The following is a 26,584-nucleotide window of genomic DNA, read 5'->3' as shown; positions in this document are numbered from 1 at the left end:
AAAATATAAAACAGCAGGTTAATACTATCTGAGCAGTTTATAAGATGTTTTGATAACATTAGTAGCGATATGAAAAAGAAAATGAGAAGCAAGCTTGATAAACAAGTTGTAACGCCCAGCTCATGAATGGAGGTAGATTACTTGGACGAAAAAAACACATATTTGGAAGCATATTTTAATACAAAGGATATTGCAAAACGTAATAGCTTATTAAAGCAATTAGTATTTGACTTGCCTGAGGACGGAAAGGATTTTTTTCTAAAAGTATATAAAAAAGAACGATATTTGGATATGCGGCTTACTGCCATTAGAGGATATGCTGCTTTTGCAAGCGAAGAAGATGTTGCGCTATTAATGAATAAGATGTTGGAAATCTTAAAAAAGCGTCCAAAAAGTACACCATATAATTACCAGGAATACGAAATCTTACGTTCAGCATTTTTGTTACCCTACTTGCAAGAGAAATATCCTTATGATTGTTTTAAAAAATTTAATGAACAGTTAGAGAAACAGTATAATGCCATGCCCGAAGTGTTCAAAGGCATTTTCACATGTGACGATAAAGGTGAACATATCCAACTTATTTCCCCAACAGTTGTACGGAAAAATATTGAAAACTTCCTTCGTGGATGAAACATTGCACTAATAAATAGTCCACCGAGCCGACTTTTTGGGCAACCTGTTCGCATTATTCTAAAGAAAATACTTTTGCCCCGCTATCACTTGGTATCCATGATTCCTTCTAAACATTCACTCTTATTAAGTTATCAGGTGCGTTTACTTAATAAGAATGGGACTTGCATGTTTGAGTTATCCTCAACTATGCAAGTCCTTTTTATTCGTAACACAACTGACCCTGTACGTAACGTAAGGTGACGTAACAACTGTGTCCATGTTTCCCGTTGCTCGCCTACTATCCGACGTCAAAGAAGGCAGTGGTGATAGCTATTTATATTTTTTACATTTATATATTCGGTACTTAGCTAATTAAGAAGATTCTATATTAATTTAGCCACCTTGCGGGCACCTTTTCCTATACTTTTACTACAAATTTATGGAGTTTGAACATACTATACTCGAAAGATTGACTATGCTAATTCTTCATTATTCAAAATCTATAATAATTTTTAATGCATTTTCTTTCGCGGCATTTGCAAATGTTTCGTATGCTTCAATCATATTATCAAATTTGAAGCGATGTGTTGCTAATCCCTCTGGCTTAATCTTTCCTGTTTCCAAAGTTTTTAGTAGCATTGGTGTTGTGCTTGTAGATACTAAGCCAGTGGAAATTGTAACGTTACGAATCCATAAATCTTGTAATTGTAGATCGACAGCTTTGCCATGCACACCAACGTTCGCTAAACGCCCTCCAGGTGATAAGATACGCTGGCAAATATCGAATGTCGCAGGGTAGCCTACAGCTTCAATTGCTACGTCCACACCACGGCCATCCGTCATATCAAAAATTTTATCAATGGCAGCTTGCGCATCACGTGAATTGATTGTATCTGTGGCACCGAATTTCTTGGATTCTTCTAAACGGTTGTCATCTAAATCAATCATAATGATTTTGGAAGGAGAATAAAATTGTGAAGTTAATAATGCAGACATCCCAATTGGACCTGCACCGACGATAGCTACTACATCACCAGGTGATACTTGTCCATTTAATACGCCTATTTCCAAACCAGTTGGTAAAATATCAGAAATCATGACAGCTGCATCATCTGAAATCCCTTTAGGAATGTGATAAAGAGAATTATCTGCATGTGGTATATGAACATATTCCGCTTGAGTACCATTGATTAAGTGACCTAAAATCCAGCCACCATCTTCACAGTGTGCATACAATGATTTTTTACAATAATGGCATTTACCACACGAAGTTACACACGAAATAATGACCCTATCGCCTACTTTAAAGTTAGATACGCCTGCGCCTACCTCTTCTACGATTCCGATACCTTCATGTCCTAAAACTGTTCCCTCTTTAACGGCAGGTACATCGCCGCCCAAAATGTGTAAGTCCGTACCACAAATTGTTGTTTTTACAAGGCGAACAACTGCATCGCCGTCTTTCATTACACGTGGTTTTTCAACTTCACGCAGTTCCTTTTTACCTGGTCCCGCAAATACAAGTGCTTTCATTTAGAATGTCTCCTCTCTCAATAGAATTTGATTAGGCTTACAAAATCCTAATACACCATAAATATAATTAATTTTTCAGAAAACGTCAATATTTTGGACATCATTTAGTTAATTTTTATAACAAAAAAAGCCTCCTTAAATGGGCATACTTTATACCATCTATGGAGGCTCTCATTTTTTAATTTTCCAAGGAAGCATGACCTCGGCGCAGTCGATTTTCCGTACCTGTTAAAAATGGTACAATTGCTTGTAAACATTCCTCATCATACAAATAATCTTTATAAACAATTGGTGGTATTAACAATTCTTTTTCTTTACTAGCTTCTTTGCATTGCTCAATAAACGCTGGTTGCAAGCTTGTATACAATACGGCTGGCAATGCAAATTGGGCATACGCTTTCTGTAGTGCCTCCACAACTAAGCTTTCGCACATTGATGAATCAAAGCTAAAGCCAATTAACTTCTTTGTATGTACATCGATAATAGATGCCATATAAACCCACCCTTGATGCCACGTTGGTACATAACTTACATTGACTACCCACTTTTCGTTCACTTCTGTCGTTTCAAAGCCAACATTTACTACCTGCTCCTGCACTTCCTCAACTTGTGCTTCCTTAGCTTTTTTTAACACCCGCTGTACTTTCCGTAAACTCCCCTGAAAGCCTTGCTTTTTTAATTTGTCATATAACTCTGTACCATTGTAAAGTCTGCCATCTTCAGTTATAATCTGCTGAATTTCTTGTAATAATTGCTCTGATGGAGATTTTTCTGGTTGGTCTGTGGCCTTTTTGTGCAATGCGCTGTAATAAGTACTTTTCGGCAAGTCTAGAAGCTCACAAAGTACTTTCACAGCATAGCTTTTACTTTCCCGTTCGATAAAGTCAATGACATCTGTTTCAACTATTTGGTTGCGAATATGGTTATAGCCTTTTTTAAAATATCAACCTCTTGCTTTAAGCGCTCATTTTCTTTTTGCACGCTTAATACTTCTGCCTTTGTCATGTTGACCATACCATCAACAGGTGTAAATAATTTAATCCATTTATAAATCGTCACTTCTGATATCCCATATTCGCTTGATAGTTTACTTACAGCTGTGCCGAGGCGATATTGTTTAACAACTTCTAATTTAAAATCTGATGAATATCGTTTGTTTCCCATTATTAGCCCCCTCATTTTCTATTTATCATAGTATCTCGTCCTATTTATGTCTAGATAAGATAATGGCTCCCGTTTAGTTTATCTTCCAATTATTCTTATTATATTTTAATTCCTATACTGGCCTCATTTTGACATACATAAGTAATTGTCTTTTTTATCGTTACTATGCATAATTGTAGTAACGAAGTATTATTTTTCGGAATAATACAAGTCCATCGACTAGCGGAGGTTGATGAGGTATATTATGTAAAGTAGCTAATGAACAATTTTTCTTAATAAATATAAAAAATAAACATTAAGATGTCCTGATAATGTAATTGAAGAGCATCGTTGTGTTACGGGATTTCCGAAATATTAAAAAATTTCAAAACATAATCTAATAGTAAAGGGATAGAAATTCATGACAAGACAAAAAATAGATCCACGTGTAATTAGAACTAGAAGGTTATTAAAGCAGGCATTAATTGAACTAATGGAAGAACAAGCCTTTGAGGAAATTAAGGTCCAAGATATTTCTGACCGAGCAACAGTAAAACGTGTTACCTTTTATCTTCACTATAAAGATAAGAATGAGCTTATGATACAATGTATCGATGAAATTTTAAGTGATTTGCGTGAGAAAGTAAGTGTCAAAATATCACTTTTAGATAACTTTGATTATTTAGAAGAATACCCTCATCCAAGTTTTGTTCAATTATTTCAACATATTGCAGACAATTTCTCATTTTATAAAGCCTTCCTTGTTACTAATCGCATCCCTTATTTAGCTTCGGGACTTCTAGAAATTATACATGAGTTTGTTTCCGAAGGGATTAACCAAATCGAACCTAGTGAGCAAAATCTTACAGCTAAAAGAGATTTAATAATCAAATATGTGGAATCTGCCTTTTTGGAAGTTATTATATGGTGGATTAAAAACAACCTGCCTTATTCAGAAAATGAAATGGCTTTTCAATTAATGAATTTGTCTATTAAAGGGCCTTACAAAAATAATCCTCTGAAAAACAGAGACGAATCGCTTGCTGAAAATGAGTAAAATAAAAAGCCGCCCAACTAAATGATCGACTTTTTACTTGATTTGGAATTTAAAAAGTAGTTATTGTTTTTCTTTAAAGCACATGTGCCACCAGCTTAAATATTAAATGGCTGTCCAACCTCCATCAATAACTAATTCAGCTCCAGTCATGAAACGTGATTCATCAGATGCAAGGAATAGTACTCCGTAAGCAACATCTTCTGGATTTCCGAAATAAGGAAGCTGAGTGAACGTTTGATAGAATGGTAATGCGTCCTTAAATGAATCAGCAGTCATAGGTGTCTCAATAATACCAGGGTGAACGGAATTTACTCTTATTTTATCTTTGCCATATTCTACAGCAGCTGATTTAGATAAAGAGCGTAATGCCCCTTTGGCAGCAGTGTATGGACTTGATCCAGCCATACCCACTATCCCACCAATAGATGAAATATTAATCAAAGAACCACCACCGGCTTTTTGCATCTCTGGAATTACATATTTCATCCCAAGTACACAGCCGTTTAAATTAATATCCATTACTCTATTCCATTCATCCATTTCCATTTGAGTCATCGTTTTTGGACTCGCTACTCCAGCATTATTGACTAGTACATCTACCTTACCGTAATGGTTTATTGCTTCCTGAATAACATTTTTCCACTCTTCCTCAGATGTAACATTATGCTTTAATCCAATTGCATCTCCGCCATTTTCTTTAATTTCACGAATTACCTCTTTTAGCAAATCATCTCTAATATCCGTTGCAACTACTTTTGCTCCTTCACTTGCGAAAAGCTTAGCTTCCGACGCTCCCATCCCTAGTGCTGCACCAGTGATAATTGCTACTTTACCTGTTAAACGTCCCATTATAATCATCCTTTTCAAAATTAAATAGTCTTCACAAACTTTTGAAAAATAGTTTTTACTTCATGTATACCTAGGATATTTATATTATACATTACATATATATATATTGTGAAGTTATTTACACCATGTTAATTAAATATTATTTTGGAACATGATGATCGACCACCATTATGAGTAACCACATGTTTTGTGCGGATTCTTATATTCTAGGCTACTGGTTATTCACGTTCGTAGTTAGGTCTTGAAGAAATTCACTTTCATAGTAATTAATGAAATAAGATTTCCCCAGAATTTTGCTCGGCTAATTGTATGAAAATAGTTTCATTTAACCATTTTGACGCCACAATAAAAAAACGCTCCAAATCCTTGAAACTCAAGAATTTGAAGCGCTTTTCAGTTGGTTCAAAATAAAAAGACCAAGTTCACATATTTTGTGAAAATCTAGTTTAAAGTTTACAAAGTGCGTTTTACAACTGATATTAATAAACCCAAGGCCTCGCCATCCGTCATTGAACCAATTCGTTCGCTATGGTCCACCTTTAAAATTCCTTTTTGATACGTTTCTTTTAGCAAGCCCTTTAAATCCTCTTTAGCTGTTGATGTTAATGTGTTAGTCACTTTTGGTTCCTCCTTATGTTGAATAGTTGTAGTTGGCTTCAAAGTTTCTTCAATTCGTTTTAGAAAGAGATGCCAACGATTTTCACTTAAAATTCGATGCGGACAGTACTTTCTGTTCCAATCTTGATGTTTTTTCACACGTTCTATGCCCCAACCAAAATGTTTTAATAAAGAAGCGATATACTTAACTGCATTTTCCTCAGCAGCAATATAACGAGCTCCCCCACTTTTGCTGTAGCAAATTTCAACACCAATTGATTTACGGTTCCCCATCCCTTGACCATCTCCACAATGCCAACCGTTACGAGTGAATGGGATTGCTTGAATTGCTTCTACATCATCAATGGCAACGTGATAGGATACCTGATTATTGTTAGTGATCATGTATTTAATTTCATTGGCTGCAGATGCATCATTGGCCGTGTTGTGTACTGTAATATACTGTGGTGTCATGATGTAAGGTGCTTTTATTGGATATTTAATTGATGGTAATAGATTTTGTTTTAAAGTGTAAGCCATTATTGCTGTCCTTCTTTTTTAGCCGCCTTTAATAAATCAAATGTTCCCGAGGCTGTTAGACCAGCAACAAAGCCAGACATTAGCATGGCATATGGTGGATACTCAGATAACGGCCAACAAACTAAGCCAATAAAAATACCAATCACTACCGATGTGATTGGCATGTATTGTGTATTAATTTTAAATGTCTTTTTCAGTACTTCTGCTACAGCTAGCACGATAGCCACCATTATGATTGCAATCATAAAAATGTTTGTTAAATCCATTATTCATCATCCTTTTCATCGTTTTTATTTTGCAGCGAATGTTTTTCAATACGATCGACACGACCTTCCAATATATTCAACGATCGATTCATGCCTTCAAGGGCGATTGCTGTTCTTTCCTGCGATTCATTAGATCGTTCCAAGTGATCCATTAATTTATTTTCCCGTTCTTCCGCTCGGTCCATCAAATTATCATTTTTGCTTATTAAATAGCGAAATGCCCCAAACGCTATAATTAAACAAGCTATTGCCCAAACTGCTTGGCTTGTAGCGATTTCATTTACTGCAGTTACATCCATTCCATCACATTCCTTTGCTATTCAAGTAAAATAAAAAGCTATGAGATGTATCGAGAAACAGAACCAAGTACTGTTATCTCGTTTACTCTCACAGCATAAAAAATAACGCTAAGCTTATGCTTGCATTTTCGTTGGCGAATATTTATCACCTGTAATCTCTTTATACTGTTCTGCTGTTATCTTTCCAGCCTCTACAGCATCGCCAACCATTTCCTTCGTCCAGTATTTAGGGTAAAAGCCATTAATCATTTTTAACCAATCCATTTCACAAAACCCCTTTCATCATCAGTTGATATGTTAAATCTGCTTGATTACTATTTAATTCTTCTATTCTTAAATCCTTCATAACTGATTCATACGCTAATTGGGCATTAGTAGCTTCTAATCGATCCGTTTTTTCTTCTGGAGTTTCTTCGAATCCGAATTTCTTCCTATCGCCTAATGTACCATCTGAGTTTCGCACTTTATATTGAAATGCCATTAGTCCACCGCCCCTGAAATTAGATGTATTTTATGATTTAATGCTAAATCTGTACGTGATGACGTAATTTTAAGAATAATATTTTGCTTTGCTTCTAACCCCTCATATTCAAATGTATCCTCCACTAAACCTTGTTGAACCGGTGCTGTGTTTACGGGCGTTAAAGTTTCATACTGTTCTTGCTCATCACTAGCAGTCATTGATAGCTCAACTTTTATATCCAATGCCTCATCACGCTGTATAAATAATAAAACACCCTTTGCAGATCCCTTAGGTGGCTCAATTTTATACCGAGCGACGGATTGCAAAATTGGTGTTTTCAATTCTTTTTTATTAAGTGTTACAGTCTTGCTAGTCTTTGCTCCGTAGTTATCAATTACCTCAATCACAATCGTATTTTGACCAACTACAAGCTGCGAAAGTGCTAAATCAAATTCCCAAGCTCTATCCGAACCACTGTAAATTTCAACAGCATTTCCAGCATTAATGCGGCTAGTTACTTTAAGCGTAGAATTAGCGTCCTGATCAGTGGCTGTACCACTGATTTTAAACTTGTCCGCATCGACTACGCCAGAAGGTACAACAGCATCTACAGATAGTAAAGGGGCTCGGTTCGGTACAACATAGAATGTACGTTCAACAATGGCAGATAACGCTTTTTCGCTGTCCTCCGCCCATACTTTTAATGTGTGTGCTACACCATCAGCAAGTGTTCCTGTAAGTGCTGTTTCTCCATCGTAAATTTTGCCACCTTTAAAGGTTATCTGTTTAGATAATGAGATTTGTATTTGGCTTAGGTTTGTTGCTAGTATCTTACGAGCTTCGCTGTTAATTTGATAGTAAACTGTAACTGATTGATCTGCATCAGCATCAAAAGCTGTACCAGCAATATTTAATGTGTCATTTTCATATAGTGTTGTGTTATCCCCAGGACCAGTTAAGGTTATTGTTGGCGCAACGTTATGTTCTATTTCAAATGGTTCAGAGTATACATAATCAGAATATACATTACTTGTATTTTTTGCTCGCACACGTAATTCTAAGGTTTTAAGTGCCTTATCTGTCGTAGTTGTAAAACTACGAGTGAGCGTGTTGTTGTAAGCTAACTGTGTCCATGTGCCTATGCTATTATATCGGTAATCTACTTCATAAAGTGATAGGTTAGGCGCGTGTGAGGCTCCAAATGTGATATTAGCAACTTCATTAGGTTTGAATTTTTTCCCCTGTATCGGTGATGTAAATGGTGCTGGTGGAGTGATTGATTGATTAACTCGGCTACCTCTTTCATACCAAAAGCCATCGGTATGTCTACCATTAATAGGGTATGTTCCCTCATCAACAGCGATTCCACTCTGTACAAGCGAACCTTTACTATAATTAGTCGAGTATAGCTGGCTAGTTACTCGATAAAGATTGACATTGTAATATCCTTCTCGACCTTCAGGGGTTTCCATATTTACCTTATAGACTGAGCCATTATAAGTACAATAGAAGTCGAACTTTTTAATATCAAAATAGTAAAGCAGATGGGTCATTGAACCGTTAGCTGAATTTAATAATTGTAATGAGCCATTGCTAAGAGCTTGCACTTCATAAAATATTTGTCCATCTGTAATACCATAGTTTGCTCCTAATAACACATTAAAAACATTAGCTATTCCGTAACCATTAGATAACGTTGTTTTATTAATAAGAGAACTAACAACTGGAGTATATAGAGAGTTAGTTATTGTATTATATTTCGTAAAGTAATATTTCGGCTTTGATACTGTGTACAAACTACTTTCTCGATATGCACTTTCTAATCCTGCGGAATCAACCGCTTTGAGACGCATTTTCAAACTTGTTGCCGTTGGTATTGTGTACGTAAAGCTTGGAGTGGTTGTTTCTCCTGCTTTCGAATAAGCAGCATCATTTATAGACACTTCCCAAATGTATTTTAATAAATTGCTTTCTGCGTCTGTTGATGCTCCTACAGTGAACACTTTGGAATCGCCAACTTCTAATGTCCCTATCGGGTATGAAAATGCTCCTGGTTGTGTCGGGGCTGTATTTACCTTTGCTCCTTTCACATACCAATACCCATCGGTATGACGTCCGTTTGCCGGGTAGGTCCCTTCCTCTGCTGGAATATTGCTTTGTATTAGGGCGCCTTTTGAGTAGGCTGTACTAGTCGTGTTTTTTGATGGCACCTTTTTGTGTACCGTGCACTCAAGCCTATCTTCTGAATACCCGCCTTTTTTAGCTGTGTAACGATACAGCGCCCCGTTATAGGTATAGTAGCTAAGGTCACCCACTGCGATTTGTTTAGCGCCTATCCGCTCGCCTGCAAGTTCGTAAACATTAGTCAACGAGTCATGTGTGAAGTTTTTGAAATTAGTCGAATACTGCATAAGTCCGTCGTTTGACTCGAAATCCCACGGCGCATCATTGTTGTATATGGTCGTGTTTATTGTCGTAAACTTGTCATAATAATATTTAACCATCCTTAAACCACCTCCACTAATTCAACGTTAAATGTCTGCCAATCCCCAACACCCATTTCAGCGTTAACCATATCAATAAAGACATTACTACGAGCCACTTTCGCGCCTTTTTTGTATGCATTTGTAAGAGCTGAAATCGTAATTGTGTCTACCCCTACTGCAGCAATTACCACATCCTCACTTGCTACATCATCAAAAATAGTGACTTGCGTAAATGGTGTAAACCCATCAACACTAGCCACTTTTAAAGTAGTTGTACCTATAATGACAGCTTCGATAATATCGGTCATGGCTGTGTCTAAATTGATTTTATTTGTACTACCATCTAGCATATCGGCAAATGTTCCACTATTACCCGGTACACGGCCATCTAGTTCCATTTGAATACGCATACGTTCTAATTGTCGATACATCTCAATCATAAAACGATAGGCGTTATAAATTCCCCATTCAAAATTGTTGGCATACTCAGACATATAAGGCGTACCGTCCTCGATGAGCTCTCCTGTCACTGGATCTGTTACGTCATCGTACCATTCAGTACGTTCGTATGGGTTTTTCTTAAAATTCAGCGGTATTTCACCATTCATATAGTTACTCATTTACTTTCACTTCCTTCACTTCAAGTTGCAGAGGAAATGCGATAACATACCCCTGTGAGCCTTTCTGATAGTTCATTGTTTTTACATACAATTCACGTCCGTAACTATCGACTAATGCAGCACGTGTTACCAAACCTTGTTCCGTCGATAACTTCACATACTTTCTTAGCCCAACCTTCGTGCTAGTGTGATAGATTTCTTTGTTATAAACAACCCCATCAATCGTAACCTTTGCGCCAACTGTAAGATTACTTAAAAATTGTTGAGTTAAATCTATCATTAATGGTTGTATTTCGTTCAATTCCTCACACCTCCTGCTCTAAATCGACCACAAATACGGTTATTTATAATAAAACTATAAATCTCATTTGAAACTGTTAACACTTCTTTTCCTAAAGCACCATGTGTTTTGGCTGTTTTAAAACGACCACATATTTTATGATTGATTTGCCATGCATAAGTGCCCCCTACAATAATGAGGCATTCCTTTAAAGCCAAAATAGTTGTCATTAAATTAATATTTAACGGTACGATTCGCTCTACCAACCGTACTACTTCGTTATAATAAGCCGTTTGTTCAACTTCTATTGCGACTTCCATTTCAAATTGATTAACATCTAATAAAATCTGATGATTATTTTCTCCAATTAATCTTGACAATGCCTTTGTTAAATACTCTAAGACATATGGTGCGCTTTCCTGCATTCGAGCTAGTAATCGTAGTTTTCGGAATTTCAATGTCTCGTTCTTCGAATCTGCACGAATACCAAAATCCTTTTCTCTAATGGCAATAGCTGTCTCGCTTGAGGTTAAAATAAATTGATCGTTATCTACACCAAAAAGAGCTTCGTCGAGTTTATCCCAGTTAAGCGTAACTGTATTGGACAACTCACGAAACTCTTTTATATTTTGATAATAGAATGGTAACTCCTCTAAAAAAGCATTGGTCATATAATCACTTCCTTCAGTGTTACTTTAGAAAGTACTGGAATTTCTTCAACTAAGTTAATATTATTACTTAAGCCATTCAACATCGTTGAAGCAACGTCCTCAATGCCTTCAATCTCTAATAGTCGAGATTCGATATGAGTAATACGAACATTGATATCTAAATCTTTAAACCAATTGGCACGTAATTCAGCAAAATACGTTTCTAACGTTTCACTCACTTGTGCTTCAATTTGACCAATCGTTGCACCATTCAAAATGAGTTCACTTTCAACTTCAATAGTGTTTTTCCCTACACCTTCCACGGTTACTTCATGACCGATCGGCGCTGAACCATATCCATCGCCTTTAAATTCTAGTGGATCTATAATCTCTTGAACATAGGATACAAACTCAGGTGTCGGTGCATTGAAATCAGAATCAATAATAATTGCTTTTACTGTTCCTCCACCAAACGGAGTACGACGTAACCGTACACCACCAACCCCTTGAATTGCCTTCATTTTTTTCTTATAGTCTGCGCGGTTACCACCAAATGCTTTTTCGCGGATATGGTCTACAAACCTTACATATAATGACTCATCTGTTTCAACATCTTCACCTGGTACAAGCACATCAGCTAATACAGCTTTACCTAGCTTATTGTTTGCTTCTAGCGGAAGCATCTCGCCATAATCCTTATTTCCTACGGCACCTGCTGTTTGTGCTTCTACTTTATATACCCCTGCCTCTAATCTTTCTATTACATTATAGATAACTGCCTCTAATCGATATTGGCTATTTGTAGACACATCAAGAGGTTGACCTTCACCATCTGTAAATAATGCGCGGCGAATAGCCCTTCCAGCCTTCTTACGTTCGACTCCATGCTCGTTCACTCGTTTTTCAAGATCATCTCCGTCTGCTGTAGCAGCAAAAGTACGACGATATAACACGGACATATCCCAATATGTTTCAGCTAACTTTAATGCTGTAGGTGCAAGTGCATCGTATATTACACTACCTTCACGTTTATCGACGTCACCCCGCACACGATCGAGCAGTTCTGCTAAAATACTATCAAATGATTGCGACTCTAAGTACTCAAGCAATCCTAATCGCCTCCTTTAACAGACTTACATCGCCATAAATTGTTCGAGCAACAAAAGTTATTAACACATCATCTTTTGATGTAAATTCGAGACTAAAGTTTTCTAATGATGTAATACGTTCATCTTGCAGCAATGCATCTTGTATGCGCCTACCTAAATCACCACGTACATACAATTCATCAAATCCCATCATATTTTGAAAACCGTAATTATTTGTATAAACTAAATGTTCAAAGCGAATCGTATTCAATGCTTTAAATATCGCTTGCTCCATAGCTTTTTGACCATCTATCAATCCACTGCAGCAACCTCGTTTGAAATCTAAATGATACGTACGAGTAGGTAATTCAACAGCATCCATTACTTCAATGTCAGGGGTAATTGTTATTGCTTCTGTTGGTAGTGCCATATGTCATGACCCTCCTTATATCTGTCTGATACAAAATACTTTTGACCACCTTGTACTCTATGCAACACTACTTTATCGCCTTCTTTTAAACCATCTTCTAAGATGAGCTTTAAGTATTTCATTTCATATTTTTCATAAGGCACCGCGGTCGATTCACCTTGATTTTGCCATGTCGAACTTGTCTGTTTAATGTCATCACCAATTTGATTTTTGGTGTAGCTTTTCGGATGTTCGTACTGAATACTCGCTATTCTTTCGTGTCGAGTAAGATGCTCTGCAACTAGTAAAAATTCATCCGTTAAAATAAGCTTCGAGTGTATTTCAATTTTTAAAGGCTTTGCTCCAATAACTGTCCCCAAGACAATATTTACTGGATTGGACGCATTAAAGGCTGCCATTGCAGTCGTTTTGATTAACTCTAGTAAACTCATGAAATCACCTTCAATTCTAAGCTCATTGTATGAACTTTAGCTGACCAATCATGTGTGCATGCTTCCACCAAAAATAACTGCTTAATTTTTAATTTCTCTATATAGATAAATACCATCTTTCCTGCGCGCACTCGCCAATCACCTAAACATTTTAATGACAGTTCTTTTTTTTCTGTATTATGGACCGTAAGCAATACATTCAGCAGACTTTCAATCTGGGAAGGCGTCATATTTTCGTCTACCTTTTTGTAATACTGCAACTGTCCCCATTTAGCGATATTGCTACTATCCTGCGCAATAAATACTCTACGTTTTGATGTCTCTTTATCATCTAACACCAGTTTTACTCGATTGTAAGAATCCTCAATGGATACCGAATAATCATAGTCGTACAAAAGACTTTCTTCCCCTATATAAAAGTCTGTAGGGGGTATAACTAAATCATTAATATTATGCAATCCTAGCGAGCCAAACTCATCCATAAAAACAAAGCTTTGATTTGTAGCCACAATAGCCGAATCAATGCATTTCATAATGACATCTAATGCTTTCTTATCTTCTTCAACCATTCCAGGCGTTGTAAAGCCTGTTTTCGCTACAGAAATTAATTGAAGATTTGCTATACTGCAAATACGCTCAATGGCTTTTTCTGCTAACATCGATGGAATAACAAAAGTATCTTCATACATTAAATACTTGAGTTGATCGTAAGCAATAATATTAAAATCGCTATCCTTACCAAAACCCGCCTTAAATGAATAGCCATAAAAAACTTTATGTTTTCCATCAATTACTCTTACTATTGCACCTGATACAATTTTATTTTCAAGTGGATTAGGATTTAACAAATTAACAGTAAGCTCCGATGCTTTCCCTGTTTTTTCAGTCTTCCAGCTAAGTGAAGTGACAGGCACTTCGTAAATATTCCCATCACGATTATCAACCAATACTTCTATACCTACCACCTCATTTCTTAACCGTCCATTCAGGTGGAATTTTTACTTTCAACCCAATTGGCAACTTCCTTAATTCACTATCTTTAATCCCGTTCAAGGATTGCAATGCTTTATAATTTGCTCCGTTTCCAGTATACTTTTGTGCTATCTTCCAAAGTGAATCTCCTTTTACTAAACTATACGTCTGTGGTATTTGCTTAGTATTTTCTCTTGGAGTTTCCTTTTTCACTACTTGCTTCACTGACTTTTTCTTAGCTGAGACAGTTGGTGTAGTACTCTTTTTAACAAGTTCCATCTTTTTGAATCCAAACGGCACATACTTTTTAAAAGAGATGGTATAATCCACGTCGGACGTACCAAATTGATCTTTTACTTCAAAACTTTCAATTGTAAACAGGTCATTAACAGAAAATGAACCACCTACATAAACAAAGCGGATAACCGTTTCTTCGGCCATCCACTTTTTTATTTGGTCAATATACTTTTTAGGCTCTACAAATTGTGTTTCCGCGTAATGTGTATCCTGCGACGGAAAATATGAGGAGAACGAGAACTCTGGTAATTTCATAGGTTTAGGTACTTTCACAGCACCTATCTTAGCGACGGAAAACTCTTCTCCGTCAGCATCCTGTTTAAATGATAATTCTGGTGGATTAATCGGAATACGAAATCCTTCTTTATCATTGTTAGCACTAAGATAGATTCCTATCATCCATATACCCCCTCTACCGAACGATTCTGCTCATCTTTCAAACCTTGTGTAATAAACTTTACGACTTCATGAACATCCACTTTTTCACGAATATCGCCAGTAAAATAAAACTTCGGTTCACTTTGAATATGTTGCACTACAGCTTTACTGTTATTTGCTAAAGATGACGCAGAAACTTTTTCTCGCACTTCATTTGATACTTCAACGTCATCCCTAACTGGAACATTCAAAGCTTGTGATACATAGTCATTTATTTTAGCAACATTGCCACTCGCATTGGATAAATCACCGAATTTATTAAGCATTTTTTCCATTGCACTACCAGTTGTATCTTCAAAATTATTATGGACCTGTAAATTTGGTGTTAGCGAAACAATGTTGTTAATCGCTTTACCTTCCGCAATATCTTTAAATAATTCGAGATATTCGTCTGCAAGATCGATTTTGTCATCAATCTTCCCAACTTTATCTATATTTCCACCGTTAAGTTTTTGATTATCATCAGCATTTTTTCCAAGACCTGATTCTGAAGGTGCTGATTTTACAAGATCATCTGTCAAACTGGATGGAAATGAATTAGAATTATCATCATCTTTATTCATTGACCCCGCTAGCCCTTTTAACTTATCGGCCATAACACCTAATTTTTCACTACCTGCAAGTGAAAGAGATTTTCCTATTTCATTACCTTTATCGTAAGCAGTACCTAAGTCTTTGTAGTCTAAACGTTCAAATTGTCTATTAGTTGGTGCAGTAGGCATAGTCACACTATTCATATATTCACCAGCGGTGTTCTTTCTTTCTAGAGTAATCTTGTCGGCCTTTGTAGGTGCTTTAATAAGATTTTGAAGAGTATCCCCAAAGTTAGTTGCACCACTACTTAATTTTAAATCTACTGTACCTATCTTGGAAAGATCTGTATCCAGCACACCATTAAGCAAACCTATAAATTTATTTACCCCACCGATTGCACCGTTGATAAGATTAGATATTCCACCTAATGCATTATTAATGACATTAAAAATACCATCTGCAATTCCACCAACCGTTTTCAGCACCATAGTACCCATCGTATAAAATGCCATCTGTACACCGTACACTAAAGCGTTGAAGGTATTTGCAATCCATTCAGCTACACTAATTATATTATTTCCTATGGCATCTAATACAGTTCTAACCATAAGATTTAAGGCAATCCATGCTAGTTGTACAAAGAATATAGCCTTATTCCATGTATTAACGAGCCATTCAACAACGGTAATATTTATGTTCAATATACCTATAAAAACGTTATAGAAAACAGCACCTAGCCAATAAACGCCTCCAACAATTGCGCCAAATACAGCTGCAGTTTGTACAGCCCACATCAGCATTGCGGTTACTACTAAAGCGATAACAGCAATAAATGCTATTAGAATCCATGTTCCAGGGAAGGCGAGTAATGCTGTATTTAATCCCCATACAGCTGATGTTTGAGCCAAGGTTGCACCTGTAGCTAGCATAGAGGCCGCTGCCAGCACACCTAATGCGAAAGTTCTTACTGCCTCATAAGCTGCAACTATCATTAATACTCCCCTATACGCAGTTAATATCGTCAAATATGAACCCAATGATGTTGCTACTGCTACAATTATTGGCCCAACCAAAGACCAAGTATTCTGTAACATATCTCCAAATGTAACTATTCCATTATAAACCCTTTCTAAAATGTCAAACACTAACGATAAACCTAATACAAACAAATTTACAAAAACCATTGCATGACCTGCTAAAACTCCAAATGCATCCGAATTAACAAATTCGCTGAACCGTTTAAATATAGGTTCAAATGCGTTTTGCGCATAGTTTTTAAATACGGTCATAGCGTCTGAAAATGTTTTCGGCGTTTTACTAAATTTATCTTCAATTTCGTCAGCAGCATTAAATAATGCATTTTTAATAATATCCGCTGTAATTTCCCCATCAGATGACATTTGCTTTAGTTCACTTGTACTTTTTCCTAACGAATCTGCAATTGCATCTGCAAGCAATGGAGCCTTTTCTGCGATAGATGTAAACTCATCACCTTGCAATCCTCCAGAAGCCATTGCTTGCGTTATTTGTTTCATACTGTCAGCCTTTTCTTGACCACTAGCTCCTGAAGCAGCGAAAGATTTATTCATCAGCTCACTGAATCGGATAGCTTCATCATTGCTACCAAAAGTGTCCCCAGCGTTTAATTTCGCAACAGTAGTAGCCATATCATTATAAGAGCTTAAACTTCGCTGAGAAGCTCTATAAATCTTATTCTGCAACTCCGCTTGTGTTTGCGAACCGTCATTAATATTAGCGATTCGCGTATTAGTATTACTATAAGAATCAGAAGCGCTTGCTAACTTTTTAAAACCCTCAGTTAAATTCTTTACCGATAAAATATTAGAAGCAAAACCTACAAATTTACTAAAAAACTTATCCACTCCACTTGTGGCGGCTGATATCCCTCCAGAAGTCCCACTAAAAATATCACCTACATCACCAACATTTTGAAATGCAAGTCTTGCACTAGCACTTAATCTATCAAAAGCTACCCTTGCACTTTGAATAACGCGCGTTGCTCGTTGCAGGCTACGCATATCTCCTGCTCTGTTGGATGATATATGCATTTGCTCCATCGTTCGGATAGTACTATTCATAGCTTTCATCATCTTTTGAAGAGTACCAGTCATTCTATCGGTCAAGGTCATGGTTGTACGAACTGACATAACACTCACCTCATTTTAGGGCTAAAAAAGACATACCCTACAAGGCATGCCTTTTTTATAAAATTATTATATTATTACTTTTTCGAAGCCTCTGCCTCTTTTTCAAGCTCAATATCCAAACTTGCGATAATGAATGCGCGCTCTTTGCGATCCATATTTAAAAACAAGTTAGGCAGTATATTGAATCGATGAAGCGCAACATGTGCATAAAATGCTAGTCCGTCACGCTCATCGTCACTGCCTTGTATTAGTTTTTTACTTCTTCTACTTCATCTTCGAGAGTAATATCACTTCCGCTAATTTCGGATACTTTTTCAGAAATCAGCGATGTTTCACCTGCCAGAAACATTCTTCCATATAACGCCTCTGCACCTTTTACGCCATAGGATTGCTGTAATTCTGTATTATTAAGGTCCGGGTATACGATAGCTGCTACGTTTAATCTACGGTTGTATGCTACTGGATCAAATACTCGTTCTTGGCGTCCTCTTTTGCCAGCTACATTTTTAAAACATCTATCATTAATTACATCTGCTTCTTCAGATGGAACAGGTCGTAATTTAATAGGCTCAGCAAAACGTTGTAGGGATAACTCAATAGGTTCTACCGCCATTACATTTTCTTTCATGAATGCTTTAAAGTTACTCATTTATAGTTTCCTCCTTATTGGATAACGCTAAATTGGTTTAAGATTTCAAAATCGTCAAATGTGAATGAAAATTCGTCTTTTAATGTGTCTGCACTATCTGCATCAAGCATTGCTAATAGCGTTTTATCTGGCACGATATTTCGGACATCGACGGTTTGTTTACCAGCTGCACTAGTAATATCCGCATTAACAATTGTCGCATCAAACATTGGTGATTTACCTGAACGTAAATAGTTCATGGCCATCGCTCGAACCTCTGGGCGATGGTAATACATCGTCATTTCACCAACACCTTTTGCTCCTACAATTTTAGAACCTTCCATACGAGCATTTAAACGTTTTACTTCTACTTTGTTGTATTCTACTTCCGCTTTAAATTTAAGAATTTCTGCAAATTCATATGTTTGACCTTCAATATTAATAAATACCAAGCCCTCACGAGAGGACATAGCGTCTTTTGTTTGCATTACGTTTGCTGCCATTTAGTTTTTCCCCCTTTTATTTACACTCAACGCGCATATATAATTTTTCCATTGCATCGATAAACTTGATACCGATCACAGCCAATACGGCATCTTTTTCATCACCTTGCTCAACAGTAATATCTTCTGGAAGATATGGATTAATAACACCTAACCGTACATATGGATCAAGCACTGTTTTCATTAATTGTTTCTTAAACAAATCTCTTCCATCTTCATTATTGTTCACTTTACCGATGAAGTATTTTCGGAAAATGTGGCGTGTGTTATTTTCGAGAATAGTCATTCCTCGATCGATTTTTCCTTTACGGAAATCTTGGTTTTTAGTCGGTGTAAATGAATGGAATGAATTAATATCCTGCTCTACTACTACTTCATCATCACTGAAAGAATAGACAATATGGCCGTCTTGTAATGCTTTAATAATTTCATCATTTGCCATCGCTTCCGCTTCTATTGCTCCAGGGTATTTTGCATATGTTAATGAACCTACAGTGGCCGCTGCAAATGCTGCACCGAACCAGTACACCGCCTCATTTGCACTTAAGATTTCCCCACCATCAAGTGTGACTCCGTTTTTAATTGATACTGTGCTTTCATGGTCTGCAGCATTATAATTATTCGTAACGAATGTAACACGTTTACCTGCTTGTTCTCGCAGTTCTTTTGCCTTTAAAGCAAGTAGCGCTTTTATTGTATTGTCATCAGTCCCATATGCTACTACCTTAAAATTCAAAGTATCCAATGCAGATGCGAACTCTGATATAGAGTCGTTTGTAGCAGCTACTGTTGTTCCACCAGCTAAAGTCAAAGTAGCATCTCCTGTTGGTAATGCCCCATCAAACACTACATAATCATTTGATTTTAAATCTTCGTAAGCAGTCACCTTCTGCAAGTCAACTTGAAGAGCATCAAAATAGGTTTTTACTGTTGTAGTTCCATCTAATCCTGTCGTTGTCAGAATGTGAATCTTATTTCCATCCGTTCCACCGAACTTCGCAGAAGCCGTTAATCCCTCAACTGTCGCTTTTGCTTTCTCACCTACACCATTTAGGTTATATAAATACACATTACCAGTAGCCTTAAAAGCTTCTCGCAGGGGTAAAATATCACCTAGCGATTTACCGAATAAATTTCTAAACTGTGTAGTTGTAGAGAGTTTAATAAACTTACCAACTTCACCCCAATTTAGTGTCATAGGCACGACGAGAGCACCATTCGATTCAAGCCCCATTGTATTTAAATTATTTGTTTCAAAATTAATATAAGCATCCGGACGTACTTTATTTTGTGTTTCCCAAATACCACCCATTATGCATTCACTCCTTTCTTCTTCCACTCTGCTACTAGCTTGTCAGCTTCCATTTTTGTATAAGTTACTCCTTCTTGTAGCACAACTTCATACTCCAAACGCTCTTTTGAAGATTGAGTACTATCTAAAAAAGCAGCCTTAGAGAATTTTTTATTCCCTGGCTGCTTCACTGTTTTCTGTTTGTCTGTCATTATTTGTGTCAAATTCAACGCCCTCCAATGTTTTCATTCTCGTTTCTTCTTGAATGTCGTATAGTCTCGCTTTCACTTGAAAATTAATCACTAATGTTTCGTCAACTATCTCGCCGCCTATTTCATGTACATGGAACCTATCTGCAAGGTATTTAAAGTTATTTTGAATAACTTCCAGTACATTTAAGCATTCATCGTCTATATTATCTGTAGATGGGAAATAGACAATGCTAAATGAATAGGTGCGAATAGCTTGATTCTTCATACCTCGCTCTTGATGCACGTTAATGATTCGGACTAAAAAAGCAGGTACTGTTATGCCTTGCTTCACTAGTTTATTATAGATTTGATATTGATTGTTATCAGGATACAAAGATCGTAATTGCATGATTGCTAGCGTTTTAATACTATCTGTTACATTAACCACCCATTTTACGCCTCCATTCCTTCTCGATTTCGTGTTCCCACATTTGAGGTATAAGATGTTCCATTTCTTGTTCCGTGAGTTTAAGTATAAATTGTCCATTTACAAAACCTACTGTTCGTCCTGTAATTACATTATGCCTTTTCTCAACAAAAAGCGGATTTTCTAACTGATTATAAATAATAATTATAAAATTATTACCCTCTTTAACAATATGGTATTTCCAATTATCACGAAACGCTTTATTATCTACAGGTGTGAGCATTTTCACTTTCTTAATGGCTATTTTGGCAACTCTCTCAGCCACTTTTTTGTGTATCTTCCCAGTTGTAATAGTGAGTTCCTTTAAGTTTTCTGCTAATTGCTTTACTTCCTTAAATTCAAATGCCATTAAGCAAACACCTTCCTTCAAAACCACGTCTTCGTTCGATACATAGAGAACTCATTCTTTATCAGATAGCACCTCCTCATCCTAATCAATCAACTTTCTTTTGATAGATCTACCCCTCCCTTCCCAAATATAGTTTAATGGCATGGGTTGAAAACTTATTCTTTAACGTCTACAAGTTTGAAAAAGACGAAATAAGACATAATAAAAAGTCGTAGATTACCTACGACCGATTAATTAAAATATTATTATGATTTGAATTAGGTTGTTCGCATTAACTTTGGAAGTGATTATTTGTTGTCTCTCCCTATTTTCAAACCTTACCTAACCAACCTGCCTGTATCCTAGTTTACATTATTATTTCTAACTCACATAATGTTTAAAGTATGGCAACTCTGGCAAGTATGGAATATTTCTGCCTTAATAGACTAATTTAGGTATAGTAGACTGCTAGCAATCGTAACCTGTGGGAACATCACAGAACGTAAGATGCAACAGACCGCGCGTTAGCGAGGGTACGATGTGCTCGCCGATTGCGACCGTCCGTAGCAGGAATCAACGACAGTAGTCATCATCTAAATTAATTTTAAATAAAAAAAGACTGTAGACAAATTGGAAAAAAACTTCGAGTTTGTCTACAGTCTGAGAATTCCTCAATATATCAGGGATCCTATTTAAGCTAACATTTTGATTAATATATTTTCTTTAATATTTTGTATTTGTGTGTGACTCACTTCCATTTTCTTTGCTATCCAACGCTTCGATTTTCCATCTAACATCCAGTTTAAGACTTGCACCTCCCTTTCGCCTGTAACCTTTTCTAGAAGTTTCTGAACCGCCAATATCTTTTTCTCGTAATCTGCAACACGTTTATTATTTTTCGAACGTCTAATAGCCTCTTGCATAATTGGGTCACCTATCCCGCCTGCCGCCTTTGGTAATGAAGCCTCAATACCATATTGTGCTGTCTTTGCCCCTATCACCATTTCAGCTCGCATTTCTTTGATGGCGTTAACCATCCAGTGGTAGTCTGTAATCATTGAATCTAAAACATCTGGTGTAAGAACTAATACTCTCTCTTTTAACATAGATTTTCCCTCCTAAGTGCAATCTTATTCTCTCTTTGTGCAGAGTAGTAAATTTTTGGCTCATATCGATGATAGAAGCCATTGGGATTAACATGCATTGCTAATGCTACTTGTAATTCACGCTCGTCAAAGCAAATTGTTTTCGACTTATTCTCATCCCCATTGCGCCATATGATGACTGCGTAAGGTTTTACTCCAAAACCTAAAAATATTGGATTCAAGCTGCTACCTCCTATATCCCATTAATAACTAACTGTTAATACTCAGTTCCTAAATGTTTCATATCCATATCTCTGTCTTTTCGTCATCCATTTCCCCTCATTTTGGGGATGTGCGTCTCTCTATCTTTTTTCAAATATCTTGCGCAATCGATAGTTCGCTTTCTTGTCTTTTTCAATAGTAACTATGAAATCTTGAGACATTTCAAACAGTCGACTAGTTAACGCTTCATCGATATAAAGCATGTCATCAAGAGACAATTCGCTAGATATTAATAAAGGTTTGTTGCTCAAATAGCGAGAGTTGACCACTTCGAAGATGATTTCCGTTTGCCACGACTTGACATTAACTTTCCCACCAATTGGCTTAAATAAATCGTCAATAAACAGTACATCCACTTCTTTCATCCGATCCATAATTTCGTTTTTACGTTCAAAGTTGTTAACTGCGATATTGTTTAAACCATCTTTGTATGGAAAGTACAGAACAGGTACTTGCTTTGTATGCATCAGGTAATTAGATATGGCGGTTAATAAATGTGTCTTGCCACAACCAGGTTGTCCGATCAGCATGATGCTGTTCTGTCTGAAACCTCTAATTTCTTCAAAGGCTGCGTAATACTGTTTTGCCTTACTTTTCATTTCAACTACTTTGGGATGAACATTATCCGTCGAGAAGTTTTTAAGGCTCATTTTCTGAAACGCTTTTGTAATTGCGCTAGATTTAATAAGTTTGTTAATCTTGAGTATCCTGCTGCATTCACAGACGACATAATAATCTTGCTCAACTTCCACACCTAGAATATAGTAACCATTCTTTTTACGGATTAAGTAACTGCCAGTATCTTTACACTTTGGACAGTTGTAGTTGGGTTCTTCAATCGCTACAGTAGTTTCCGAATACAGTTGGCTTCGTGCTTGTAGCTCCTCCATTACTGCTGCCATTCTGTCGCCCGATTTTTGCATCTATTTTCACCTGCCAATCTGCATATGTTTTTACACCAAGCTCTTTACGCCAGTTATCTAAAATTGAAAGAATGTACTTAAAGCTTTGTGCACTATGAGTACCAGCGTATATTGCTTCTTGAATTAGTAATGGGTCATAAAACTTTAGTGCTTCATTAATATTGTTGCAATCCGCTAATGTTGCGATACGAACATTGCTTTCGAATAGTTTTTTAATAAAATTAAAATTTGGATTAAAGTGGAAACTAGACGACTGACTGCAATTGTTTCTTTTATTATTCAATGTATTATTAAAAACTGTATTATTCTCCTGACTGTTTATATCTATAAGGGTATCAACACTTTCGACCATACCCCCTAGTCGTTTCCAACCATACCCTCTAGTCGTTTTGATAATACGTCGGTCAATTACTTTTGTGCCAGGTTTATAGATTAGGTCAACTGTCACATAGCCCTTATCTTTTAGACTTGAAATTAACTTTGATATTCGCCCTTTACTAAGACTAAAGAATGTTGCTAAATATTCGTTCGATGCCCAACACCCTTGTTCACCGTCTAAGCTCTCGATTTCTACAAGAAGGAATTTTTCTGACCAGCCCAAGTCGTTGGCTAGCCAAATCTCTTTCGGTATCCAAACACCCTTAAATCCTCGGTTGTGTGTTTCGCGCATGCCTCTTCCCTCCTCCAGAATAACAATCAATACTTGTCGTTTTCTAATGTCCATGTTCATCTCACAAACGACAGCTAAGATATTTTTAGAGGAACCCAAGACCGAATGTAATTAAGTACACTTTGCAAATCTTGCCTACGAATATCTTTATAACTAGCTACCGCAAAACGATTCTTAATTTCACGATGCAATTCTCGAAATAATTTCGATTGGATTGTTGTATTAACTTCAATCTCATAAACTTTTATGGCAACTTCTTTTTGTACAGCGCGTTGTTCACCAGAAGTTAATGTTATTTGTTCATCCACTTTTTCGTTAATCATTGAAAGTTCCTTTCTTATTTCATACTGTTCTTGTTTAATTGCTTGAGTATTTTCTACTAAATCAGCTGTTGTACGAAGGACGGTCACAAGTGCTTGATTTTTAGTTAACGGAACTACATCTTCATTAACCATGTAGTATTCGTCTACTAAAATTTCGTAGGCGTCCCAAGCTTCCTCTGTATTAAGAAATTTTGCATGAAGCCACGCTCCTTTTTCAGTCCATAGGTATAACACTCTAGCTATACTGGAAATTTGTAATTGTTGCTGCGCTTTTCGGAAATACAATAATTCCTCACCCTCTAATTTGATATAGTGTTTATATTCCTTAAATCGATCTTTATTTTGTGAAAAGTTCTTAGAAATATGGTCACTGTTTGTTCCATAACGTTCGGCAATTTGTGCTGTCGTTAGTACGCGACGATTTTTATATAAGATAATTTGTAATAATTTCATGTCCATATAACCTCCCTAATAAAAAATGTATGTTGTATCATATCGCTACATAAATACATTTTATACAGTTATTTTGTAACGAATCGTTACTTTCGTCATCAAAAAAAAGAACCCAATCAAAATCTAGTACTACCGCAATAGATTTAGCAACATTTACAGAAGGCCTGCGTTTACCTTGTTCAATCATGGTATAATATGCTCGTTTAATTCCAGATGCTTTAGCGACCTCATCATGAGTCAGTTTATTTTCTAAACGTCTTGTCTTTAACCAAGTTCGATTTTCCAATTATTGACCACCTTTCAATAGCTTAATTATAATATAGTATCACTTCGTTACTTAGTCAACATTAATTGTATCATTTCGTTACATTTTTATTTTTCATTGGATTAGTAACAAATTGTTACATATAATTATATTTAGAAACGCGAGGTGAAATTATGCTAGGTGTACGCTTGAAATATCTACGAAAATCAAATAACAAAACACAACAAGATATAGCAGACATTCTAGGCATTACTAGACCAGCTTATACTGCTTATGAACAAGGTAAGAGAAATCCCGATTATGAAATTTTAGAAAAAATTGCGGACTACTACAATGTGTCTATAGATTATCTTTTAGGAAGAACAGATAATAAAGGAGCTTTACATACCCAAGCTGGCATCTCTGATAATGAATACAACAATCTAAGTTCATATCAAAAAGAGGTAATTGATTTCTTTTTAACTAGAGAAGATTTATTTTTTAAAAACCAGCCAGAAAATTTATTAGATGCGCTAGAACATTTTGAAGTTTTCTATGAAGTTTTGAAACGTCAACAAGAAAACAAAAAGTAAAAAAACACAATAATTTGTAACATTTCCAAACATTATAAAAATTCGCCTTTTCTTTGGTGAATTTTTTTGTTACCATAAACAGAACATACGTTTGATAAAAGAGGGATATTATGAATTTTATTTATACTCATCTAGAAGATTATATTCGTGAATTATATACAAGTATTGATGTAACAACACCTAAACAACTAAATCCAGGATTAATCGCCTCACGCCTTGGTTTTACACTATACTTTTTACCTTACGATTCTACCAATACAGGAAATGTAATTTTTATTGATTCTAGATTGTCTGAACAAAGGCAGTGGCAGGATTTCGGACATGAATTGTGTCATGCCATGGTACACTCTGGTAATCAAGCAAAATCTATTCCACTTTTTAGAGAGTATCAAGAATGGAAAGCAAATAGTTTTGCTCTCCAAGCCTGTGTACCCACTTTTATGCTAAATAAGCTTAAACTACCTGTAAATGAGGAAAAAGCAATTATTACAATTCAAGCGTTCTTTAATGTAGATTACGATTTTGCGAAGAAAAGATTATATCACTATCTTAATAATCATTATTTTGATGGTCATAAACTTACCGAAGGGAGTCATTATTGTGAGGTACGTTAAGAAGATGAATTGAAAAAATTTTAAACTAATTGTAGATGATGCTGGAGTAGAGCTTGAGAATGAGATGAATATATTTTTCTTTTTTTAAAAATTAGGAAACCTTATTGCCCCGATTTAATAAGTCCATGGTGGGATTGCTTTATGGAAAGGAATCTTGATTTATCTCGGATACGTTTCCATGATTTACGATCTACTTCAGCAACTTTATTCATT

At 36.2% G+C, this 26,584-nt stretch carries 35 protein-coding genes; 4 read left to right on the top strand and 31 right to left on the bottom strand.

Going from position 1 to position 26,584, the window contains the following annotated elements; genetic code table 11:
* Positions 1-141: 141 nt before the first annotated feature.
* Complete coding sequence (locus JNUCC52_RS20215; protein ID WP_337980670.1) at positions 142-633, top strand: hypothetical protein; 492 nt, start codon at positions 142-144, stop codon at positions 631-633.
* Between the two features lie 471 nt (positions 634-1,104).
* On the opposite strand, the gene JNUCC52_RS20210 is transcribed toward JNUCC52_RS20215, so the two are convergent.
* The 3 genes from JNUCC52_RS20210 to JNUCC52_RS20200 all read right to left on the bottom strand — a co-directional run bounded on the left by JNUCC52_RS20210 (position 1,105) and on the right by JNUCC52_RS20200 (position 3,312).
* Complete coding sequence (locus JNUCC52_RS20210; protein ID WP_337980669.1) at positions 1,105-2,148, bottom strand: zinc-dependent alcohol dehydrogenase family protein; 1,044 nt, start codon at positions 2,146-2,148, stop codon at positions 1,105-1,107.
* Between the two features lie 178 nt (positions 2,149-2,326).
* The gene (locus JNUCC52_RS20205) at positions 2,327-2,974 is read right to left on the bottom strand and encodes a DDE-type integrase/transposase/recombinase (protein WP_337980668.1); all 648 of its coding nucleotides are present in this window, start codon (positions 2,972-2,974) and stop codon (positions 2,327-2,329) included.
* A gap of 77 nt (positions 2,975-3,051) precedes the next feature.
* A complete protein-coding gene (locus tag JNUCC52_RS20200) occupies positions 3,052-3,312 on the bottom strand; it encodes a transposase (protein ID WP_172772285.1) in 261 nt (86 codons plus the stop codon).
* Between the two features lie 400 nt (positions 3,313-3,712).
* Between JNUCC52_RS20200 and JNUCC52_RS20195 the strand changes: the two genes are divergently transcribed.
* Entirely contained in the window at positions 3,713-4,348 is a 636-nt protein-coding gene (locus JNUCC52_RS20195) for a TetR/AcrR family transcriptional regulator (protein WP_337980667.1), read from the top strand.
* Between the two features lie 102 nt (positions 4,349-4,450).
* Here the strand turns inward: JNUCC52_RS20195 and JNUCC52_RS20190 are convergent, their stop codons facing one another.
* From JNUCC52_RS20190 to JNUCC52_RS20055, 28 genes are all read right to left on the bottom strand, one after another.
* Positions 4,451-5,197 carry an SDR family NAD(P)-dependent oxidoreductase gene (locus JNUCC52_RS20190; protein ID WP_337980666.1) on the bottom strand — a complete coding sequence of 249 codons (747 nt, stop codon included), beginning with the start codon at positions 5,195-5,197 and terminating at the stop codon, positions 4,451-4,453.
* Positions 5,198-5,650: 453 nt separating this feature from the next.
* A complete protein-coding gene (locus JNUCC52_RS20185) occupies positions 5,651-6,334 on the bottom strand; it encodes a peptidoglycan recognition protein family protein (protein WP_443136900.1) in 684 nt (227 codons plus the stop codon).
* Positions 6,334-6,600, bottom strand: coding sequence for a holin (locus JNUCC52_RS20180; RefSeq protein WP_337980665.1), 267 nt, complete (start codon positions 6,598-6,600; stop codon positions 6,334-6,336). The genes JNUCC52_RS20185 and JNUCC52_RS20180 overlap by 1 nt, the downstream gene beginning before the upstream one ends.
* Positions 6,600-6,899, bottom strand: a complete 300-nt coding sequence (locus JNUCC52_RS20175) for a hypothetical protein (protein ID WP_337980664.1) — start codon at positions 6,897-6,899, stop codon at positions 6,600-6,602. The genes JNUCC52_RS20180 and JNUCC52_RS20175 overlap by 1 nt, the downstream gene beginning before the upstream one ends.
* 114 nt (positions 6,900-7,013) lie before the next feature.
* Positions 7,014-7,163, bottom strand: coding sequence for an XkdX family protein (locus JNUCC52_RS20170; RefSeq protein ID WP_337980663.1), 150 nt, complete (start codon positions 7,161-7,163; stop codon positions 7,014-7,016).
* 1 nt (position 7,164) lies between these two features.
* Positions 7,165-7,380: a hypothetical protein gene (locus JNUCC52_RS20165; RefSeq protein ID WP_337980662.1), complete on the bottom strand. Its 216-nt coding sequence runs from the start codon at positions 7,378-7,380 to the stop codon at positions 7,165-7,167.
* A complete protein-coding gene (locus JNUCC52_RS20160) occupies positions 7,380-9,866 on the bottom strand; it encodes a phage tail protein (protein WP_337980661.1) in 2,487 nt (828 codons plus the stop codon). The genes JNUCC52_RS20165 and JNUCC52_RS20160 overlap by 1 nt, the downstream gene beginning before the upstream one ends.
* A gap of 2 nt (positions 9,867-9,868) precedes the next feature.
* Positions 9,869-10,468 (bottom strand): hypothetical protein, encoded by a 600-nt coding sequence (locus tag JNUCC52_RS20155; protein WP_337980660.1) that lies wholly within the window; start codon positions 10,466-10,468, stop codon positions 9,869-9,871.
* Entirely contained in the window at positions 10,461-10,769 is a 309-nt protein-coding gene (locus JNUCC52_RS20150; protein ID WP_337980659.1) for a hypothetical protein, read from the bottom strand. The genes JNUCC52_RS20155 and JNUCC52_RS20150 overlap by 8 nt, the downstream gene beginning before the upstream one ends.
* Positions 10,766-11,419, bottom strand: coding sequence for a putative phage tail protein (locus tag JNUCC52_RS20145; protein ID WP_172772295.1), 654 nt, complete (start codon positions 11,417-11,419; stop codon positions 10,766-10,768). The genes JNUCC52_RS20150 and JNUCC52_RS20145 overlap by 4 nt, the downstream gene beginning before the upstream one ends.
* Positions 11,416-12,507: a baseplate J/gp47 family protein gene (locus JNUCC52_RS20140; RefSeq protein WP_337980658.1), complete on the bottom strand. Its 1,092-nt coding sequence runs from the start codon at positions 12,505-12,507 to the stop codon at positions 11,416-11,418. Before JNUCC52_RS20140 ends, JNUCC52_RS20145 begins: the two co-directional genes overlap by 4 nt.
* Positions 12,500-12,916: a DUF2634 domain-containing protein gene (locus tag JNUCC52_RS20135; RefSeq protein ID WP_337980657.1), complete on the bottom strand. Its 417-nt coding sequence runs from the start codon at positions 12,914-12,916 to the stop codon at positions 12,500-12,502. Before JNUCC52_RS20135 ends, JNUCC52_RS20140 begins: the two co-directional genes overlap by 8 nt.
* Entirely contained in the window at positions 12,892-13,347 is a 456-nt protein-coding gene (locus tag JNUCC52_RS20130) for a DUF2577 domain-containing protein (protein WP_337980656.1), read from the bottom strand. Before JNUCC52_RS20130 ends, JNUCC52_RS20135 begins: the two co-directional genes overlap by 25 nt.
* Positions 13,344-14,294 (bottom strand): XkdQ/YqbQ family protein, encoded by a 951-nt coding sequence (locus tag JNUCC52_RS20125; RefSeq protein WP_337980655.1) that lies wholly within the window; start codon positions 14,292-14,294, stop codon positions 13,344-13,346. Before JNUCC52_RS20125 ends, JNUCC52_RS20130 begins: the two co-directional genes overlap by 4 nt.
* 19 nt (positions 14,295-14,313) lie before the next feature.
* On the bottom strand, positions 14,314-15,015 hold the full coding sequence (locus JNUCC52_RS20120) for a LysM peptidoglycan-binding domain-containing protein (protein ID WP_337980654.1): 702 nt from the start codon (positions 15,013-15,015) through the stop codon (positions 14,314-14,316).
* On the bottom strand, positions 15,012-17,756 hold the full coding sequence (locus tag JNUCC52_RS20115; RefSeq protein ID WP_337980653.1) for a tape measure protein: 2,745 nt from the start codon (positions 17,754-17,756) through the stop codon (positions 15,012-15,014). Before JNUCC52_RS20115 ends, JNUCC52_RS20120 begins: the two co-directional genes overlap by 4 nt.
* 247 nt (positions 17,757-18,003) lie before the next feature.
* On the bottom strand, positions 18,004-18,405 hold the full coding sequence (locus JNUCC52_RS20110) for a phage tail assembly chaperone (RefSeq protein ID WP_172772302.1): 402 nt from the start codon (positions 18,403-18,405) through the stop codon (positions 18,004-18,006).
* Between the two features lie 14 nt (positions 18,406-18,419).
* Positions 18,420-18,887, bottom strand: a complete 468-nt coding sequence (locus tag JNUCC52_RS20105; RefSeq protein ID WP_108029912.1) for a phage tail tube protein — start codon at positions 18,885-18,887, stop codon at positions 18,420-18,422.
* Positions 18,888-18,903: 16 nt separating this feature from the next.
* A complete protein-coding gene (locus tag JNUCC52_RS20100) occupies positions 18,904-20,199 on the bottom strand; it encodes a phage tail sheath C-terminal domain-containing protein (RefSeq protein WP_337980652.1) in 1,296 nt (431 codons plus the stop codon).
* Positions 20,199-20,402, bottom strand: a complete 204-nt coding sequence (locus tag JNUCC52_RS20095; protein ID WP_228134131.1) for a hypothetical protein — start codon at positions 20,400-20,402, stop codon at positions 20,199-20,201. Before JNUCC52_RS20095 ends, JNUCC52_RS20100 begins: the two co-directional genes overlap by 1 nt.
* On the bottom strand, positions 20,350-20,817 hold the full coding sequence (locus tag JNUCC52_RS20090) for a phage tail terminator family protein (RefSeq protein WP_337980651.1): 468 nt from the start codon (positions 20,815-20,817) through the stop codon (positions 20,350-20,352). Before JNUCC52_RS20090 ends, JNUCC52_RS20095 begins: the two co-directional genes overlap by 53 nt.
* Positions 20,810-21,205: an HK97 gp10 family phage protein gene (locus tag JNUCC52_RS20085; protein ID WP_337980650.1), complete on the bottom strand. Its 396-nt coding sequence runs from the start codon at positions 21,203-21,205 to the stop codon at positions 20,810-20,812. The genes JNUCC52_RS20090 and JNUCC52_RS20085 overlap by 8 nt, the downstream gene beginning before the upstream one ends.
* A 671-nt stretch (positions 21,206-21,876) precedes the next feature.
* Complete coding sequence (locus tag JNUCC52_RS20080; RefSeq protein ID WP_337980649.1) at positions 21,877-22,290, bottom strand: LuxR C-terminal-related transcriptional regulator; 414 nt, start codon at positions 22,288-22,290, stop codon at positions 21,877-21,879.
* A complete protein-coding gene (locus tag JNUCC52_RS20075) occupies positions 22,284-22,511 on the bottom strand; it encodes a hypothetical protein (RefSeq protein WP_337980648.1) in 228 nt (75 codons plus the stop codon). The genes JNUCC52_RS20080 and JNUCC52_RS20075 overlap by 7 nt, the downstream gene beginning before the upstream one ends.
* Before the next feature lie 120 nt (positions 22,512-22,631).
* Positions 22,632-23,474: a DnaA ATPase domain-containing protein gene (locus JNUCC52_RS20070; protein ID WP_337980647.1), complete on the bottom strand. Its 843-nt coding sequence runs from the start codon at positions 23,472-23,474 to the stop codon at positions 22,632-22,634.
* Entirely contained in the window at positions 23,386-24,144 is a 759-nt protein-coding gene (locus JNUCC52_RS20065; RefSeq protein ID WP_337980646.1) for a DnaD domain protein, read from the bottom strand. The genes JNUCC52_RS20070 and JNUCC52_RS20065 overlap by 89 nt, the downstream gene beginning before the upstream one ends.
* A 74-nt stretch (positions 24,145-24,218) precedes the next feature.
* Positions 24,219-24,920: an ORF6N domain-containing protein gene (locus JNUCC52_RS20060; protein ID WP_337980645.1), complete on the bottom strand. Its 702-nt coding sequence runs from the start codon at positions 24,918-24,920 to the stop codon at positions 24,219-24,221.
* A gap of 37 nt (positions 24,921-24,957) precedes the next feature.
* Entirely contained in the window at positions 24,958-25,206 is a 249-nt protein-coding gene (locus JNUCC52_RS20055; protein WP_337980644.1) for a helix-turn-helix domain-containing protein, read from the bottom strand.
* Between the two features lie 152 nt (positions 25,207-25,358).
* Between JNUCC52_RS20055 and JNUCC52_RS20050 the strand changes: the two genes are divergently transcribed.
* Positions 25,359-25,757, top strand: coding sequence for a helix-turn-helix domain-containing protein (locus JNUCC52_RS20050; protein WP_337980643.1), 399 nt, complete (start codon positions 25,359-25,361; stop codon positions 25,755-25,757).
* 110 nt (positions 25,758-25,867) lie between these two features.
* Positions 25,868-26,371 (top strand): ImmA/IrrE family metallo-endopeptidase, encoded by a 504-nt coding sequence (locus tag JNUCC52_RS20045; RefSeq protein WP_337980642.1) that lies wholly within the window; start codon positions 25,868-25,870, stop codon positions 26,369-26,371.
* Positions 26,372-26,584: the final 213 nt, after the last annotated feature.

Origin of the sequence: Lysinibacillus sp. JNUCC-52 (assembly GCF_015999545.1) — a bacterium.
Lineage (GTDB): Bacteria > Bacillota > Bacilli > Bacillales_A > Planococcaceae > Lysinibacillus.
This window is presented reverse-complemented; position numbering and strand designations above follow the sequence as displayed.